The 17,149-nt window shown below is 49.6% G+C and carries 13 protein-coding genes and 1 tRNA gene; 7 read left to right on the top strand and 7 right to left on the bottom strand.

The window, feature by feature from the left end; genetic code table 11:
* Positions 1-102 precede the first annotated feature (102 nt).
* A complete protein-coding gene (gene fghA / locus Q3O60_RS05365; RefSeq protein WP_305892874.1) occupies positions 103-954 on the bottom strand; it encodes an S-formylglutathione hydrolase in 852 nt (283 codons plus the stop codon).
* 11 nt (positions 955-965) lie between these two features.
* Entirely contained in the window at positions 966-2,084 is a 1,119-nt protein-coding gene (locus Q3O60_RS05360; protein WP_305892873.1) for an S-(hydroxymethyl)glutathione dehydrogenase/class III alcohol dehydrogenase, read from the bottom strand.
* Between the two features lie 144 nt (positions 2,085-2,228).
* On the opposite strand from Q3O60_RS05360, the gene Q3O60_RS05355 reads away from it, so the two are divergent.
* Positions 2,229-3,101 (top strand): LysR family transcriptional regulator, encoded by an 873-nt coding sequence (locus Q3O60_RS05355; RefSeq protein ID WP_305892872.1) that lies wholly within the window; start codon positions 2,229-2,231, stop codon positions 3,099-3,101.
* A gap of 42 nt (positions 3,102-3,143) precedes the next feature.
* On the opposite strand, the gene Q3O60_RS05350 is transcribed toward Q3O60_RS05355, so the two are convergent.
* From Q3O60_RS05350 to yrfG, 3 genes are all read right to left on the bottom strand, one after another.
* Positions 3,144-4,826, bottom strand: coding sequence for a M28 family peptidase (locus tag Q3O60_RS05350; protein ID WP_305892871.1), 1,683 nt, complete (start codon positions 4,824-4,826; stop codon positions 3,144-3,146).
* Positions 4,827-4,991: 165 nt separating this feature from the next.
* Positions 4,992-6,683 carry a M28 family metallopeptidase gene (locus tag Q3O60_RS05345; protein WP_305892870.1) on the bottom strand — a complete coding sequence of 564 codons (1,692 nt, stop codon included), beginning with the start codon at positions 6,681-6,683 and terminating at the stop codon, positions 4,992-4,994.
* A gap of 97 nt (positions 6,684-6,780) precedes the next feature.
* Positions 6,781-7,461 carry a GMP/IMP nucleotidase gene (gene yrfG / locus Q3O60_RS05340; protein WP_305892869.1) on the bottom strand — a complete coding sequence of 227 codons (681 nt, stop codon included), beginning with the start codon at positions 7,459-7,461 and terminating at the stop codon, positions 6,781-6,783.
* A gap of 61 nt (positions 7,462-7,522) precedes the next feature.
* Between yrfG and nudE the strand changes: the two genes are divergently transcribed.
* The 3 genes from nudE (at position 7,523) to pckA (ending at position 10,741) form a co-directional block, all read left to right on the top strand.
* Complete coding sequence (nudE, locus tag Q3O60_RS05335; RefSeq protein ID WP_305892868.1) at positions 7,523-8,110, top strand: ADP compounds hydrolase NudE; 588 nt, start codon at positions 7,523-7,525, stop codon at positions 8,108-8,110.
* Complete coding sequence (cysQ, locus tag Q3O60_RS05330) at positions 8,088-8,894, top strand: 3'(2'),5'-bisphosphate nucleotidase CysQ (protein ID WP_305892867.1); 807 nt, start codon at positions 8,088-8,090, stop codon at positions 8,892-8,894. The genes nudE and cysQ overlap by 23 nt, the downstream gene beginning before the upstream one ends.
* Positions 8,895-9,142: 248 nt before the next feature.
* Positions 9,143-10,741 (top strand): phosphoenolpyruvate carboxykinase (ATP), encoded by a 1,599-nt coding sequence (gene pckA, locus Q3O60_RS05325; RefSeq protein ID WP_305892866.1) that lies wholly within the window; start codon positions 9,143-9,145, stop codon positions 10,739-10,741.
* A 138-nt stretch (positions 10,742-10,879) separates the two neighbouring features.
* Here pckA and Q3O60_RS05320 read toward each other — a convergent pair whose 3' ends face one another.
* The gene (locus Q3O60_RS05320) at positions 10,880-13,051 is read right to left on the bottom strand and encodes a M3 family metallopeptidase (RefSeq protein ID WP_305892865.1); all 2,172 of its coding nucleotides are present in this window, start codon (positions 13,049-13,051) and stop codon (positions 10,880-10,882) included.
* Positions 13,052-13,220: 169 nt separating this feature from the next.
* The gene (locus tag Q3O60_RS05315; protein ID WP_305892864.1) at positions 13,221-15,149 is read right to left on the bottom strand and encodes an ATP-binding protein; all 1,929 of its coding nucleotides are present in this window, start codon (positions 15,147-15,149) and stop codon (positions 13,221-13,223) included.
* 298 nt (positions 15,150-15,447) lie between these two features.
* On the opposite strand from Q3O60_RS05315, the gene Q3O60_RS05310 reads away from it, so the two are divergent.
* The 3 genes from Q3O60_RS05310 (at position 15,448) to Q3O60_RS05300 (ending at position 17,139) form a co-directional block, all read left to right on the top strand.
* Positions 15,448-15,524: transfer RNA gene (locus Q3O60_RS05310), tRNA-Arg, on the top strand.
* A 449-nt stretch (positions 15,525-15,973) separates the two neighbouring features.
* Entirely contained in the window at positions 15,974-16,255 is a 282-nt protein-coding gene (locus tag Q3O60_RS05305) for a hypothetical protein (protein ID WP_305892863.1), read from the top strand.
* A 92-nt stretch (positions 16,256-16,347) separates the two neighbouring features.
* Positions 16,348-17,139 carry a hypothetical protein gene (locus Q3O60_RS05300; protein WP_305892862.1) on the top strand — a complete coding sequence of 264 codons (792 nt, stop codon included), beginning with the start codon at positions 16,348-16,350 and terminating at the stop codon, positions 17,137-17,139.
* Positions 17,140-17,149: the final 10 nt, after the last annotated feature.

The raw sequence follows: 17,149 nt of genomic DNA, 5'->3' as shown, positions 1-17,149 counted from the left end.
TTTATCAGCACCGATTGCTGATTTTTAAGGTGTTAAGTCGAGCATAACAGAGTAATAAAGTAGATGACTGGCTATTTTTGTAACAACTCTTGTGCTGCTGCTTCAAGATTGAGGCAGTAAATACCGCGCATGAAACCTCAGATGGTCTTCGATAAAGCTGGCGATAAAGTAGTAGCTGTGGTCATACCCTGGTTGAATGCGTAATTTGATCGCTGAGCCACTTGCTTCACTGGCCGCTTGTAAGGCTTCTGGTTTCAGCTGTTCAGCCAGGAATTGATCGGCATCACCCTGATCCACCAGTATGGGTAAGGTGGTTTTGTGCTGGGCTAACAACACCGAGGCATCGTAGAGCTGCCAATGGCTTTCATCTTCGCCCAGATAGCCGGTGAGGGCCTTACGACCCCAAGGGCAGTTAATGGGATTGCTAATGGGGGAAAAGGCTGAGACCGAGGTATAGCTGCCTGTTTCGCGCAGCGCCATGACTAGCGCTCCATGACCACCCATCGAGTGGCCAGAAATAGCTTTATGGGTTGATAACGGCAGTTCTGCTTCCACCAAAGCTGGCAGCTCTTTGCTGATGTAATCGTACATCTGGTAGTGCGTGGCAAAAGGCGCTTCGGTGGCGTTGACATAAAACCCGGCGCCCAAGCCAAAGTCGTACGCACCCTCAGGGTCGTCTGGTACCTTATCGCCGCGCGGGCTGGTATCCGGGATCACCAGCGCAATGCCCAGTTCTGCGGCCAAGCGCTGGGCGCCTGCTTTGGCCGAGAAGTTCTCATCGGTGCAGGTCAAGCCGGAGAGCCAGTAAAGTGCCGGGACATCTTGCTGTGTCGCCAGTGGCGGTAGATACACGGAGAATTGCATCCGGCACTGCAGCGTTTTTGAGTCATGCTCAAAACGCATCTGGCGACCACCAAACAGCCGTTGGTCATTGATTTTTTCTAAGGCGGGCATGTTTGGTCCTCTTAAAAGTGGATCACGGTGCGGATCGATTTGCCTTCATGCATCAAGTCAAAGGCATCATTGATCTGCTCCAATGGCATGGTATGAGTGATAAAGGTATCCAGTTCAAACTCACCCGCCAGGTAGCGCTCAACATAATCGGGCAACTCTGAACGACCTTTGACACCACCAAAGGCAGTACCGCGCCAGACCCGACCCGTCACCAATTGGAATGGCCGGGTGGATATTTCCTGACCAGCACCAGCGACCCCGATGATCACCGATTCGCCCCAGCCCTTGTGGCAGCACTCCAGTGCTGAGCGCATCACATGCACATTACCGATGCACTCAAAGGAGAAATCCACGCCGCCATCGGTCATCTCAACAATGACCTCTTGAATAGGTTGTTCATAATCTTTTGGGTTGACTACATCGGTGGCGCCCAGTTGTTTGGCGATTTCAAACTTACTTTCGTTAATATCAATGGCAATAATACGGCTGGCACCAGCCATCACCGCACCAATAATGGCGGATAAGCCGATGCCACCGAGACCAAACACGGCTACGGTATCGCCGGCCTGTACTTTAGCGGTATTCATAACGGCGCCCATGCCGGTGGTGACGCCACAACCGAGCAAGCAGACTTTTTCCAGTGGTGCGCTCTTGTTGATTTTGGCCAGTGAAATCTCTGGCAGCACGGTGTACTCAGAAAAAGTGGAAGTGCCCATGTAGTGATAAATCGGCTTGCCATCCTTGGAGAAACGGCTGGTGCCATCTGGCATTAAACCTTTGCCCTGTGTGGCTCGAATGGCCTGACATAAATTGGTTTTGCCAGATAAACAGAATTTGCATTTGCCGCATTCCGGCGTGTACAGCGGGATGACATGATCGCCCACTTCAACCGAGGTGACTCCTTCGCCAATAGCTTCGACAATGCCACCGCCTTCGTGACCTAAAATCGCCGGGAAGATACCTTCCGGGTCATCGCCCGACAGGGTATAAGCATCGGTATGACACACACCGGTGGCAACGATACGAACCAAAACTTCGCCTTGTTGTGGTGGCATTAAATCGACTTCTTCAATCGACAGTGGTTGGCCTGGTCCCCAAGCAACCGCGGCACGGGTTTTAATGGATTGCATAACGGTGATTCCTGTAGTTGGTCGATGATTTGGTTTTTATTTTTATGATTAAGCGTAGCCCATTGTAATTATTTCTGGATTAGAGATAATCTAGTTAAACAGTAAATCAGTTTTGCATATATGCAAAAATAGGTAAAAGCAGGCATGAAAGAGTGGCAGGGGATCAGTGAGTTTGTCGCGGTAGCAGAACAGCATAGCTTTACCGAGGCAGCGAGGCAGCTGGATTGCTCGGTGGCACAGGTCAGCCGTAATGTGGCGGCGCTGGAACAGCGGCTCGGGCTTAAGCTGTTGTTCCGCTCGACTCGCTCCGTCACGCTCACCAAAGAAGGGGAGCTGTATTTACAGCATTGTCGTCACTTGGTGCATAGTTTAGGGGAGGCCAATCAGGCGGTGACTGAGTTGAGTAGCTCGCCGCGAGGGCGATTGCGCATTACCGCACCTGTGTATTACGGTGAGCATCGCATTGCGCCTTTGTTGCATCAGTTTTTACTGCAATACCCCGAATTGGAATTGCAGTTTCAGCTGAGTAATCAGCGGCTGGATTTAATTCAGGGCAGCTTTGATTTGGCGATACGGCTTGGTCAATTGGAAGATTCCAGCTTAATGGCACGACGGTTGGCCGATCGCCGCTTGTTTTTGGTAGCCGCACCCAGCTATCTGGCTGAGCATGGACGGCCACAGCAATTGGCTGATTTGAATCAGCATCAGTGTTTACCAGGTACCTTGGATCATTGGCGGTTTCAAGAGCAAGGGAAAGCGGTCACTGTTCGTCCGCGTGGCCGGGTGCAATGCAACAGTGGTTTAGCGCTACTGGATGCGGCTCAACGAGGGCTAGGGCTGGTTCAGCTACCCGATTACTACGTGCAGCAACCGTTGGCTCAGGGCGATTTAGTTGAACTGTTAACAGACTATCGACCACAGGCGGAGGGGATCTGGGCACTGTATCCGAAGAACCGTCACCTGACAGCGAAAGTGCAGCTGGTGATTGATTACATACAGCAACAGCTGTCAGATTAAGCCTTGCTGGCCATAGAGCTGACTCGAGATTTTGCTATGCGCTTAGTGGTTATCCGGGCGGTCAGGCAAAGCAGGTTGAGACTGAAAAAAGCTTTCTTGTTGCCACTGCGGTTGCTCTGCGGTGTTGGCCAGTTCCGAAATCAAATGCAGCAGCACCTTACTGAGTCTGGCACCTTCATCGTAATAGATACCGCCAAACGCTGCGGTTAAGTCGGTAATGGAGTCGCTTGGTTGATGATAATGCTGGCTCAGATAGCGTTGCCAGATGCTACTGCCGTCAATGGCTGGGTCGCTTGAGGTTTGGCCTACCATCAGAAAAAGTGCGGGGATACCTTGCTCAACAAAGCGATAGTGATCCGAGCGGGTAAACAGGGCCTGCTCCGGCAAAGGATCCGGGCCGATCACTAACCTTTCATTGGCGGCAGCTCTGGCCACCGCTGCACCTAAAGTGGAATGCCCGGCGCCAAAGGCTAAGATATCCGCCAATGGAAACAGTAGCAATGGTGTATCAATATTGATGGTCGCGATGATCTGCTCCAGCGGTACCGCAGGGTGCTGGACAAAGTACTCGGCTCCGAGTAAACCGCGCTCTTCGGCGGTGGGAAACAAAAACAGCACCGAGCGAGCGGGTGCAGGCCCGGCCGCCAGTACCCGGGCAGTTTCCAGTAAAATCGCTACACCGGCAGCGTTATCAAGGGCGCCATTGTTGATGACGGGCTGTTGTGGATAACGCAGATCGCGGCTGAGGCCTATATGATCGGTGTGAGCGGTCAGCACCAGGTATTCATGACGTAATGTCGGATCACTGCCGGGCAGGACTGCCACCACATTAGGGCTTTCGATAGCCTGATGCTGGCTTCGCTTCTGCAAAGTGGCAGAAACGCCTAGCTCAAAGCCTGCTGGCAGTTGCTGCTGTTCAACTTGTGAAAATACCTCGGCAACCGGCGTGGCGGCCTGTTGAAAAAACGGAGCAGCTGCATCGTGATGCAGGTAAGCTTCGGCCTGAAAGCCATGACTATGGAGATTACTACCGGGCTGCTGTTGGTCGGTTAACCAGCTCATCACGGGTGCCAGACTAAAGTGTTGCAAGAATAATTGATAGGGCTGCACCTTTTGCTGTTTAGGGGTATACAAATAAATAACACCGACGGCACCACGATCTTTGGCTTGCTGCAGCCGTTGCAGCCGAAGATGGGCGATTTCATCGGCTGGCAGATGCTCAGGCAGGCCGGTCAGCATCATCACCAGCTTGCCATTGACATCCAGCCCGTCATAATCATTCAAGCCAAAATGCTCCGAGACCAAGCCGTAACCAACAAAAACCACGGGAGCAGTCACAGCCGATTGCTCTGTCCATAGATCAGGCAGCATAAAATAATCATTGGGTGCTTTTAGCTCATGGTCGCCATCGGCCAGGTGCAGCACAAGACGCTGACTGTCTTGCTGGAGGCGGGATTTTCGGATAGGAACAGGTTGCCAAAAATCGGGATAGTCGGTCAGTGGCTGCAGGCCAAAAATTTGCAATTGACTGGCGACATAACGGGCAGCCACCTGATGGCCATGGCTACCGGTTTCCCTTCCTTGCAGCAGATCATCCGCCAGAAAGTGCAAATGGCCGGCGACCCGAGCTGGTTCAGCCTCAGTCTGAGTGGCCAACGCCGACAGGTGAGTGCCACTGACAACGAGGCAACTGCAAAAAATAACAAGACGAAGAAATAAATGCATGCCGTTAATAGTTAATTAAAAATTAACTATACCGTGATAAGGCGGTCACTGGCAACCTGAGTCGTTCAAAGAGAAAAAGCGCAGTACGTTAAAGGCAACTGCGCTGTGTTCACAACACGTAGCGGCATGGTTCGCAGTGTTATTCTGCTCCATTTCCCGGCCGCATTACTCGGCGGCAGACCGAGGCACTTGCTGGGTATGTGGCTGACCAATCACATCATGGAAGTAACTACTTTCCAGCCAGTAAGGTCGCTGTGGATCCGTCGCCAACTCCAGCGTAATGTTGAAGTTGATTTGGGTGAAAATAGCACCGAAATCATAGCGAATGGCACCATACTCCCGGGTTAAATCAGCAATGGAATCCGTCGGTTTGTGGTAATGCTTACTAAAGAAGCTACCCCAGATAGCGGCTGCATCTTGCTCCGGATCTTGCGATTGAAAGCCCGTCATTAAAAAGACCGCCGGAATGCCCTGACGCACTAAGGTGTAATGATCGGAGCGGGTGAAAATTGCCTGCTCTGGCATTGGGTCCGGGCTAAGCATTATGCCTTCTTTGCTGGCTGCCCGCTCTACCACGCTGCCAAGCGATGAATGATTGGCGCCAAAAGCAATCAGATCGGCAAAGGGATACAACAGTACCGGCATATCCATATTAACATTGGCAACTAATTGCTCAATCGGCCGGGTTGGGTTCTGAGCATAATAATCTGCACCCAATAAGCCTTTTTCTTCCGCGGTAACCACTAAAAACAGAATGGATCGTTTGGGTGGCTCTGCCAGCTCAGTCAGCATGCGGGCAGTTTCGAGCAAAATAGCGACGCCAGCGGCATTGTCCATCGCGCCGTTGTTGATGCGATTATCACTGCGAACATCTTGAATGATGCCAATGTGATCGGAGTGAGCAGTCAGCACCACGTATTCATCGCGTAGTACCGGATCGGAACCAGGTAGAACAGCGACCACATTCGGGCTGGTAATGCTCTCATGCGTCGATTGGCGGTTTAAGGTTGCACTGATATTCAGGTCGAAACCTTGTGGTAATTCGTTTGCTTCAAGTTGGTCGAAAATAGTAGCTAACGATGTTTCTGCATCTGCAAATAATTCGGTAGCGGCTTCATGGTGTACATAAGCACCGCCGCGTAATTGACGCTGCACACCACCAGGTTGGCCGTCTGCATCCAGCCAGCGCATGGATGGGGTATTCAGGTACAAAATACTGTTAGCATAAGGGCGAACCGCTTCTTGTTTCGGTGTGTGCACCGTAATGATACCAACTGCACCTTGCTCGGCGGCAAAACGGCTGCGTTCACGGCCGAGGTGAGCGGCTTCCTCACTGGGAATACTGTCTGGTAAGCCAGTAAGCATCACGACGATTTTCCCGTCCACATCGAGGCCAGCATAATCATTCAGGCCAAATTCTTCGGAGATCAGGCCATAACCGACAAAAATCAGCGGCGCGGTAACGGTAGATTCCGTCTCCACCGGATCCGAGCCAGTAAAAAAGGCTTTCGGGTACGCAAGACTGGTATCACCTGCTCCGGTATGCAGGGTCAGGCTGGCGCTGTTGGGCACCAACCGGCTGCTGCGTAGCGGTACCTGCTGAAAATAAGAACCATCGTCACCGGCAGGCTGCAAGCCAAGTGCTTGCAATTGAGTGGCGATATACAAAGAAGCAATCTCATGGCCTCGGCTGCCAGTATCACGGCCTTCCAACTCATCGGAAGCCAAAAATAACATATGACCTTCGATGGCGGCTGCATTGGCGGTTGGCAGCTGTGAGGCAGTATGGTTTGTTGGTAAACTGCTGCAGCCGATTAGTGTGATGGCGGCAACTGCTAATAGGGCTAAAAACTTCATTGTCGGGGCACCTGATTGTTTTTTAGGGCATAAACTGTGGCAGTTATAAAGAATATCACTGGGCTTCACCAGCGATAAACGTTCAATGAACAGACGATTACGGTTGATGGCGCGGACTACGCTGAATGCCTCTGAGCAATTGCTGATAATCGGTAATGGCTGGGAACTGATCAATCAACCGACTAACTTGCTGGCTATCCGGGTTGGCAATGGCCAATAGATGGCGAATGCCAAAATCCTGTGCAGCTTGCAAGATGGGCAGGCTGTCATCAACAAACAAGGTGCGCTCCGGGTCAAAGCCGAGTCGGTCTTGTAGCTTTTGCCACAAAGCCCAGCTTTCTTTAGTTACGCCAAACTCGTGCGTAGAGATCAGGTTTTCGATGTATTTAGCCAAATCCGTGCGCTCTATTTTTAGCGATAAACTTTCCGGGTGGGCATTGGTAACCAACACAATATCACGGCCACTTTGCTTCAGTGCCGTTAAAAAAGCCGGTACATCATCGCGCATGCGAATTTTATCCATTACTTCGCGTTTTAGCTCGGTAATGGGCAATTGCAGGCGTTTGCCCCAGTAATCTAAGCAGTACCATTCCAGTTTGCCATGCAGCAGATGGTATTCTGCCATCAACTCCGCTTTGGTATCGGCCAGAGTACGCCCTGAAATTTCGGCCCAGCGTTGTGGCAAATGCTCCTGCCAGAAGTAGTTGTCAAAGTGCAGATCCAGCAGAGTGCCATCCATATCCAGCAGCACGGTATCAATTTGATCCCAGTCGAGCATCGTTTTTTCCTGTCATTCGTTTTATGATGGTGAGCGTCGCTATTGTAGCAGAGGGAGTCTCATGGCTGAATCAAAGCTTGAAAAACAAAAACCCGATATTCTGGAGCAAGAAATTGTCGCTCAAAGCCGATTGTTTAAGATTGAGCAACTACAACTTCGCTTCAGCAATGGCGAAGAGCGTACCTACGAGCGCATGCGTGGCAGTGGCCGCGGTGCCGTGATGGTGGTGGCCTGCCCGGACCCGGAGCATTTTTATCTGGTACGTGAATATTGCGCCGGTACTCATGATTACCAACTGGGCTTTCCGAAAGGTCTGATTGATCCGGGCGAAGATGCGCTGATGGCTGCTAACCGTGAGTTGAAAGAAGAAATTGGTTTTGGCGCCCGTCGTTTTATCACTCTGAAGTCGCTTGCTCTGGCACCCGGCTATTTTAATGCTACAATGCATATAGTGTTGGCGCTTGATTTGTATGAAGAACATTTAACAGGCGACGAGCCAGAGCCGTTGGAATTAACACGTTGGCCACGACACCGTATCACCGAGTTATTGCAACAAGCTGACTTTACCGAAGCAAGAAGCGTGGCGGCCCTGTTTTTGGCTGATGCCTATTTGGCAAGGAATCCTGATGTTTTTGAGCTCACTGCTTGAACCGATTAAAACTGCAGCCCGCGAAGCGGGCGATACGTTGTGGCGGCTTTATCAGAGTGGGGATTATCAGGAAAAAACCAAAGCCGATGAAAGCCCTGTCACCACGGCCGATATAGCTGCTAATGATATTATCATGCAGCATCTTGGGCTGATCACGCCTGATATCCCGATTATCTCCGAAGAAGTGCAGTTACTGCCACTCGCTCAGCGACAACACTGGCCACGCTATTGGTTGATTGATCCGATGGATGGCACTCAAGAGTTTGTTGCCCGTAGTGGTGACTTTGCGGTGAGTATTGCTTTGGTAGAGCATGGCTGGCCAGCTCTTGGCGTGATTTATTGGCCAAAAGAGCAGGTGTTGTATTACGCCACTCGTGGTCATGGTGCTTTTAAACAACGTGGTTCAAAAATACGTCGCATTCAGGTACATCAGCATCATATCGACGCGCCACTTCGGGTTGCTGTCAGTCGACGGCAACCACGCGAACGCATCGAGCAGTTGTTACCCCCAGGTCAGCAAGTGGAATACATTGCGCTTGGCAGTTGCTCGTTAAAGAGTTGTCTGGTCGCAGAAGGGGGAGCGGATTGTTATGTTCGTCTTGGCCCTACCGGTGAATGGGATACCGGTGCGGTGCATATTATTGTGGAAGAGGCCGGTGGCAAAATTCTCGATAGCAGCTTTGCTCCGCTGAGTTACAATCAGCGTGAAAGTCTGGCCAATCCTGACTTTGTTGTTATGGGGCAAGCTGATTTGCCCTGGCCAAAACTGATCCAACCACAGTAAGTTTTCAAACTCAGCCACAAAAAGTAACTGCATAACACTGAATAAATATGCGATAAATCAGCATAGGCCGCGGCATGCCTTGATATGGCAGCATTTCTACGCGATCAAAACCTATCTTTTCCAGCTCAAAAACGGTATTATGCTCGGGTGTTTTTTAGGCAGCGGAGCTGTCAGACACATCATAAAATGAATTTTAAGTCCGCCTAGAGACTGCACCCTTATCTACAGTACCCTTAGGAGCCTACATCATGTCCGATCTGGATCTGAGCCAATATGGCATCACAGATGTCACGGAAGTCGTTTATAACCCCAGTTATGATCAGTTATTTGCCGAAGAAACCCGGGCAGATCTCGAAGGTTATGAGCAGGGAAAAGTTACTAGTCTGGGCGCTGTCGCTGTGGATACTGGTATTTTTACTGGCCGTTCACCGAAAGACAAGTACATCGTCCGCGATGACACCACGCGCGATACCTTGTGGTGGGCTGATCAGGGTAAAAATGACAACAAAGCAATCACACCAGAAGTATGGGCCGATTTAAAAGGCTTAGTGACGACGCAGTTGTCTGGCAAACGTTTGTTTGTGGTCGATACCTATTGCGGTGCCAATGCTGATACTCGCCTTGCTGTGCGCTTTATCACCGAAGTTGCCTGGCAGGCCCACTTCGTGAAAAACATGTTTATTCGGCCAACGGATGACGAGCTGAAAACTTACCAGCCTGATTTCGTCGTGATGAATGGTGCCAAATGCACCAATCCAGACTGGCAGAAGCATGGCCTGAACTCAGAGAACTTCGTCGCCTTTAACCTGACTGAGCGTATCCAGCTGATTGGTGGAACCTGGTACGGCGGCGAAATGAAGAAAGGCATGTTCTCCATGATGAACTACTACCTGCCATTGCAGGGCATTGCGTCTATGCATTGTTCTGCCAATGTTGGATCAGCAGGTGATGTAGCGGTATTCTTTGGTTTATCTGGTACCGGTAAAACCACCTTATCAACCGATCCGAAGCGTCAGTTGATAGGTGATGATGAACACGGCTGGGATGACGATGGTATCTTCAATTTTGAAGGGGGCTGTTACGCCAAAACCATCAATCTGTCGAAAGAAAACGAGCCTGATATTTTCAATGCCATTCGTCGCGATGCGTTGCTGGAGAACGTCACGGTACGACCAGATAACACCATCGACTTTGATGATGGTTCGAAAACGGAGAATACCCGGGTATCTTACCCTATTCACCACATCGACAATATCGTCAAGCCAGTGTCCAAAGCGGGCCATGCAAAAAAAGTGATTTTCTTAACGGCGGATGCTTTTGGTGTACTACCTCCGGTTGCAAAGCTCACCAAAGAACAAACCAAGTATCACTTCCTGTCTGGCTTTACCGCCAAATTAGCCGGAACTGAGCGTGGTATTACTGAGCCAACGCCAACCTTCTCCAGCTGCTTTGGTGCTGCTTTCTTATCATTGCACCCAACCAAGTATGCAGAAGTACTGGTAAAACGGATGGAAGCAGCTGGTGCTGAAGCCTATCTGGTGAACACTGGCTGGAACGGTTCTGGCAAGCGTATTTCCATTAAAGCGACCCGCGCTATCATTGATGCCATTTTAGATGGCAGCATTGAAAACGCAGAGTTTGTGCAGTTGCCGTATTTCAATATGGCGGTACCGACGCATTTACATGATGTTGAAGATGGTATTCTGGACCCACGCAACACTTATGCTGATGCAGCCGAGTGGGATGCAAAGGCAAAAGATCTGGCCAAGCGCTTTATCAACAACTTCGAGAAGTTTACTGACAACGACGAAGGCAAAGCCCTGGTCGCAGCCGGCCCTCAGTTGTAATGCATTAAATGCAATCCCGTCTAAAAAACGCAGCCACCATGGCTGCGTTTTTTTATGGTTAAAGTGATAGGGCATTAATCATAGAGCATAAAAAAGCCAGCCTGAGCGGCTGGCTTGATGCGGTTACTTAATCGCAGATCAATCGATTTGTGTTTTCAAACCACGACGGATCAACAGTGCTTCTGTAGTCGGCTCCTGGCCACGGAACTGAATGTACGACTCCATGGTAGGACGGGTGTTGCCCACTTCCAGAATATTCTTACGGTAATGATCGCCGTTTTCACGGGTCAGGCCACCTTGGCTTTGCACGTAGGCAAAGGCATCAGCTGCCAAAATCTCACTCCACATATACGCATAGTAGCCAGCCGAATAACCACCACCAATGGAGTGGTTAAAGAAGGTTGACTTATAGCGTGGCGGTACGGCAGACATATCGACACCATGCTTCGCCAATGCAGCGGCTTCAAAAGTCTCTACATCCTGAGCCGGTTGATCACCACTAAGCATATGCCATTCCATATCGAGGAAAGAAGCTGCAATGTATTCCAGCGTATCAAAGCCTTGGTTGAAGCTACGTGATTGCATGATTTTTTCCAGCAGCTCATCGGGGATAGCCTCACCGGTTTCGTAATGCTTCGCATAGTTCGCCAGTACTTCAGGGTACGCAGCCCAGTCTTCTTCAAAGGTTGAAGGGAACTCGACGAAATCGCGTGATACCGATGTACCTGCCAGCGTAGGGAAGTTCACGTTCGAGAACATACCGTGAATACCATGGCCCAATTCGTGGAAGATGGTGGTGGTATGATCATAGCTGATTAAGGTCGGCTCGCCGTCTGGTGCTTTTGGAATGTTCATCACATTCACTACCACCGGTTTTTTGTCCAGCAGGTGTGATTGGCTGACGAATGCACTCATCCAGGCTCCACCACGTTTGCCTTCACGGGCAAAGTAATCGGCATAGAAAATAGCGAGGCTGGTACCATCGTGATCAAACACCTCATAGGCTTCGACATCTTCATGGTACACCGGCAGATCTGGCCGTGGTTCAAAGCGGATACCGTACAGGCGATTCATGGTATAGAACACGCCATCATGTAGCACACGATTGAATTCAAAGTACTGTTTGACTTCACTTTCATCCAAATCGTATTTTTCCTGGCGTACCAATTCGGCGTAGTATTCCCAATCCCAAGGCTGCACATCGAAGTCGCCACCATGACGGCGGATCATCTCTTGAATATCGGCTTGCTCTTGCTCCGTGTTGGCAACAACGGCTGGGACCATGCTGCTTAGCATGTTCAATACATTTTCTGGCGTTTCAGCCATGGTATTTTCCAGCTGATAGGTGGCCCAATCCGGGTAACCTAACAAGTTGGCGCGCTCGGCACGAATTTGTGCCAGCCGGGAGACGATAGGCCGGTTATCCAACTCACCTGAAGTACCACGGAAGGCTGATGCCTCCCAAACGCGTTGGCGTAACTCGCGGTTATTCAACGAGGTTAAGATTGGCTGGCGAGTGGTATTGGTGATGCTGAGCAAATACTTGCCTTCGTGGCCAGCTGCTTGCGCAGCATTGGCTGCAGCACGGATTTGGCTGTCGGATAAACCATCCAGCTCTTCTACGTCATCTACCACGACTGCAATGGCGCTAGTGATAGCCAGCTGATTTTGCGAGAATTGCGTGGTCAGGTTGGAGTGCTCTTCATTCAGCGCACGTATTTTCACCTGCTGCTCTTCGGTCAAGGTTGCGCCAGAGCGTACAAAGCGATCGTAGTAGATATCCAGCAAACGGGCAGATTCGCTGTCTAAACCGAGCGAGTCACGCTGGTTGTAAATGGCTTCGACCCGGGCAAAAAGTTCTGGATTTAGGTTAATATTATCGGAGTGAGCAGACAATTTCGGCGATAATTCACGCTGGATCTCGCGGCGCTTTTCGTTGCTATCGGTACCGGATAAGTTAAAAAAGACCCGGGACACCCGTGTTAGCAATTCACCACTTTTTTCCATGGCGACCACGGTGTTTTCAAAGGTGGCAGGCTCAGGGTTGTTGGCAATGGCTTCAATCTCAGCCATATGCTGCTTCATGCCTTCTTCAAAGGCAGGAATAAAATGCTCATCATCAATTAAACCGAAATCAGGTGCTTCATACTGCAAGGCACTTGACTGGAAAAATGGGTTTTCAGCGACGACATCTACCATGGCTTCAACGGCGGTATCGGCAGATAAATCTTGTGGCGAGCTTGGCTGCTCAGAACAAGCGGATAGAGCAAGGGCAGCTCCTATCGCTGTTGCGATTAAGGTCTTACGCATAAAAAGTCTCCTTCGGGACGAAGTGTGGCAGTGCACGTTGTGCCGCTGCATCATTATTGTTTTCGATGGTCTACCTGCATACTGAAACCACGCGAACCGGCAGGTAATCCCACCGAGTATGCCAAAAAAAAGGGCAAAGATCTCTAGTTTGCCATTAAATGGTTACTACTCAGGTCGAGTGGTTGTATTCCGTGCTTTCCAGCGGTTCCACCCGAGGAAATGCAAAGAAGAAGCAGCTGCCGATGGGGTGTCGCTTTTGATAACCAATCTCGCCATCCATTTGCTCCACCAGTGCCCGACAGATAGCGAGACCAAGGCCCGTCCCTTGCTGTTGTTTTCTATCTGAACTATCCGCTTGCGCAAATTTCTGGAATAGCTGATTTTGAAAGTGCTCCGGCACTCCAATACCATCATCCAGCACTTCGACCCGAGCTTGCGACTGGTCCACACTCAACTGCAGTACGACTTCACTCTCTTTCGGTGCGAACTTAATGGCATTGGAGATAAGGTTGGTCAGTACTTGTTGTAAGCGAGCGGGATCAATATACACCCGGACATTCTGTGCCAGACAAACCAATTTCAAGGAAATCTGTGCCGATTGCGCCAAAGGCTGGTTCGCGGCGATGGCACTTTGCAACACATCATCCAGCCGTACTTGTTGAAACTCAAAGCTGACTTTTCCAGCTTCTAATTTCTCAATATCCAGCAAATCATTGATAAGTCGGGTGAGCGCAGCACAGTTGTTGTAGGCGGTTTGCAGCAGTTGTTTGACCTGCGGGGTAACCGCGCCCAGTACTCCACCCAGTACCAGGCCGATACTGCCATTGATGGATGTTAATGGCGTGCGCAGCTCATGACTTACGGTAGAGACAAACTCCGACTTCAAGCGATCAACCTTGTGTTGCTCGGTCATATCCCGCAGCAGAATGACGTGCTTTTTCAGTTGATTAAAATCGACCTCAGAGCGAGAAATCGAGAGCGGGAAAGCCTGATCAAAGTGATCACGGCCTTGCGTGATCACGGCTTTGTGAGCCGATGTTGTTGCCGCTAATAAAGCATCTTGCTCGGTTGGATCATATAGCAGCGAGCACCAATGCACGCCTTGCAATTGCGACATATCCAAGCCAAAAATATCGGATGCAGCTTGATTGATTTGCTCGATATGACCAGAAGCATCAGTAGTGACAATGGCATCAGCGACGTTATCCATCACGGTAGTAAGGTATTGCTGTTGTAACTTCAGTTGATGCGTAGAATTTTGCAATTGTCGGCGAGAAAACGTCAGCCAGCCGAGTAACGCTAAAAGCAAAAGCGATACCGAGTAGCCCATGACGCGGATCTCAAGCGCCCTTGTACGTAAAGGGTCGGTAGAGCGAATAGCCAACTGCCACTCCGCCCCTCGGATAGACAGCGTCAGCAGCAAGCTGTCGTCATAAAACAGCCAGGTCGGACCAAAAAAACCGGCGCTGAACTGGCCATCGTCTAACTTGGTTCGAAGGGCGGCATCAATGCCATAGCGATCAGCGATCAGCTGAAGCTCCTGCCACAAGGTGTTGGGATCAACCACAATACTGACAATACCCCAGTAATCGTCCTGAATAAAAACAGGGACGCGGTGAATAAAACCAACACCGCCTTGCATCAACTGCACAGGCCCAACCAAACGACCCTGACGATTATCAATAATAGCTTTAACTGCAGGCCACTGCTCGGGAATATCCGGATAATACAACCCAATCGCACCTTCATTGCCTTCAATGGGATGGACATAGCTCAACACATTGCCCGGTGCTATACCTATATTCCGAATGTAAAGACCTTGCTTGACAAGCTCCGGCAGTAGCAAATCAAACTCTTCTGCAGTGACATCGCCACTTTTTGCTTGAATATAGGCGGATAAACCAAAATTAAGGTGCAGCGCCCGGTTTAATTCCGTTTCCAGAAAAGAGCGAATATGGCCGGCATTCGCTACCTGTTGCTCCAACTGCTGGCCACGCGCATAGGCGATATCCTGACGAACCAATTGCTCGGTAAGCAATGTAGATAGCAGTATACAGCCCAATAACAAGGCTACTTGCCAATAAGAAAGCAGTTTCATGTTTTTCTGCATGCAGGCTCCCAAGCGGTAGTACTGAATAGCATAACGGCTTGAACTGTCGGTGCAAAGTAAAAGGCTATTTTATAATGCAAAATGGGCTAAACAGGCTAAAAACACTGTTCGCACGAAAAATGCACAGTCAGGCAATAGACTTAGCTGCCAACCCTGTCTATAATGCGCTGCTTGTGACCCAGTGTTGCAAAAGCACCCGTAGCTCAGCTGGATAGAGCGCTGCCCTCCGGAGGTAAAAGTCGGACGGAAAAACGGTGTTGAGAGTTGAAGTCAAAATTTAGAATATGCGCCCGTAGCTCAGCTGGATAGAGCGCCGCCCTCCGGAGGCGGAGGTCAGAGGTTCGAATCCTCTCGGGCGCGCCATCAAAGACTTTCAGCGCATTCCCCCTTCAAATCCCATTACTTTTCTTTTCATGAGTTGAAGTCATCTTCAAAGCACTGATGACCTTTGCCCAAATTCGCTAAAACTCGCCGAAAAATGGTCTGTGACATATACGTGGCAAATCTGTGGCAGAGTTTTCAGGTTGGGTTTTTGAGATTCGATTTTTTGACCTTTACCCTCCATTTCCGTCGTAACGCTTTGCGCTGGCTAATATTTGCTCAAACCTAAATAATCTTGTAGTGTCGTGGAGTAGATAAAGCGTTTTCAGGGAGTTAGATGAGCGCGATTTCAGGAAGCCTAGTCTTGGCTTCTATTCATGGAATGGCTTTTCGCAAACTCCCCTATTTTAGACTGTTAAAGTGCGTGCTCGGTGATTTGGGATAGTGTGCATGCGTCGCAATACCAATGCTAGACGAAAAGGGGCCTTAAAGTGCAGGAACGTTTAAGAGAAGCATTAGAAAGCATTAATCTGACTTTTGGCGAACCCGGATCAGAATCTGTTTCCGCCGAAATATGCAGATGGTATGAACAGGCAGATAGAAATGAGCCAAAGCAATTTCTCACTGAAAATTACCTAGTTATCGCAAAATCAAAGTCGGCTGAAATTCTAAGCCTTTCTATTACCGAGCGCATGCCCGGCCCACTTCTTGCCGTTGTTAAACCTGACCCAGAGTTTTTTAAAGTAGAGTTTCCAGTCGATAGCTCGGATTAATTATTCGTATAACGAGTTACTGGATCGGGAAAGATAACTCGCATGCGCTCAGTATTTCCGGTGAGTACAGAGTTAGCAAGAGGAAACATTGTATGACCGAAACTCTTGAAAAAAAGATAAATCGATTCATCGAATTTAATAAAGCCATGATCACTGCCGCAGTGTCGACAAACAACCTCGAAAACCAAGGGGTCCATGCAAAAATCCTCCTCTGCTCAATCATTGACTCCTTAGCAAAAAGCCGCTTTCCAGATAAGAAAACCAACGGGACTCGCTTCCAGCAGACTGTAAAGACCTCTGCAAACTGGTTGGATTGTGACCGGATTAGCCTGCTCCACTTAAAGCGCGCGATTGAGATCGAACAACAAAATGATGTGCAATTCGCAGATCTAAATACTTGGGCAGAGGATGTTATAAGCCGTAATTTTGCAACAAGCGAGAGCGATCTTTCAGCACGAATTGATATCGCAAAAGATCCGATGCCTGAAGATGTTTTAGCTCTGTGGCCTCATGATGAGATGAATCAGCCAATCAAGCTAGGCGGAAGCTCTTGGGATAAGCTTACGCACAAAAATCTGCTTTGGCAGTATAGAAACTCCCTAATGCATGAGTATCGCATCCCGGGGAGAGCTTTGGAGTATAACGTAAAAACGAGTATTCCGTTCTATCAGCAGATATCACAAATTGATGAAGGTTGCCTAAGTACGGGACTTATATTCACAAATAGTTGGGAGCTGCTTTATCCGACTGGTTTCTTCCAAATTGTTGCCGAGAACACGCTGGAAGGTGTTGCTGCCTATCATAAATCAGCCCAAACATGCCCGTTTGCCGCATACTCCGACGGAAGCTTCTGGATTCCCAAGTTCAACGATAAATACGAATAATAAGTGCACG

The sequence above is a fragment of the Alkalimonas collagenimarina genome, from assembly GCF_030717845.1.
GTDB classification, from domain to species: domain Bacteria; phylum Pseudomonadota; class Gammaproteobacteria; order Enterobacterales; family Alteromonadaceae; genus Alkalimonas; species Alkalimonas collagenimarina.
Note: the sequence above shows the minus strand (reverse complement) of the source record. Positions and strands in the feature narration are given on the sequence as shown.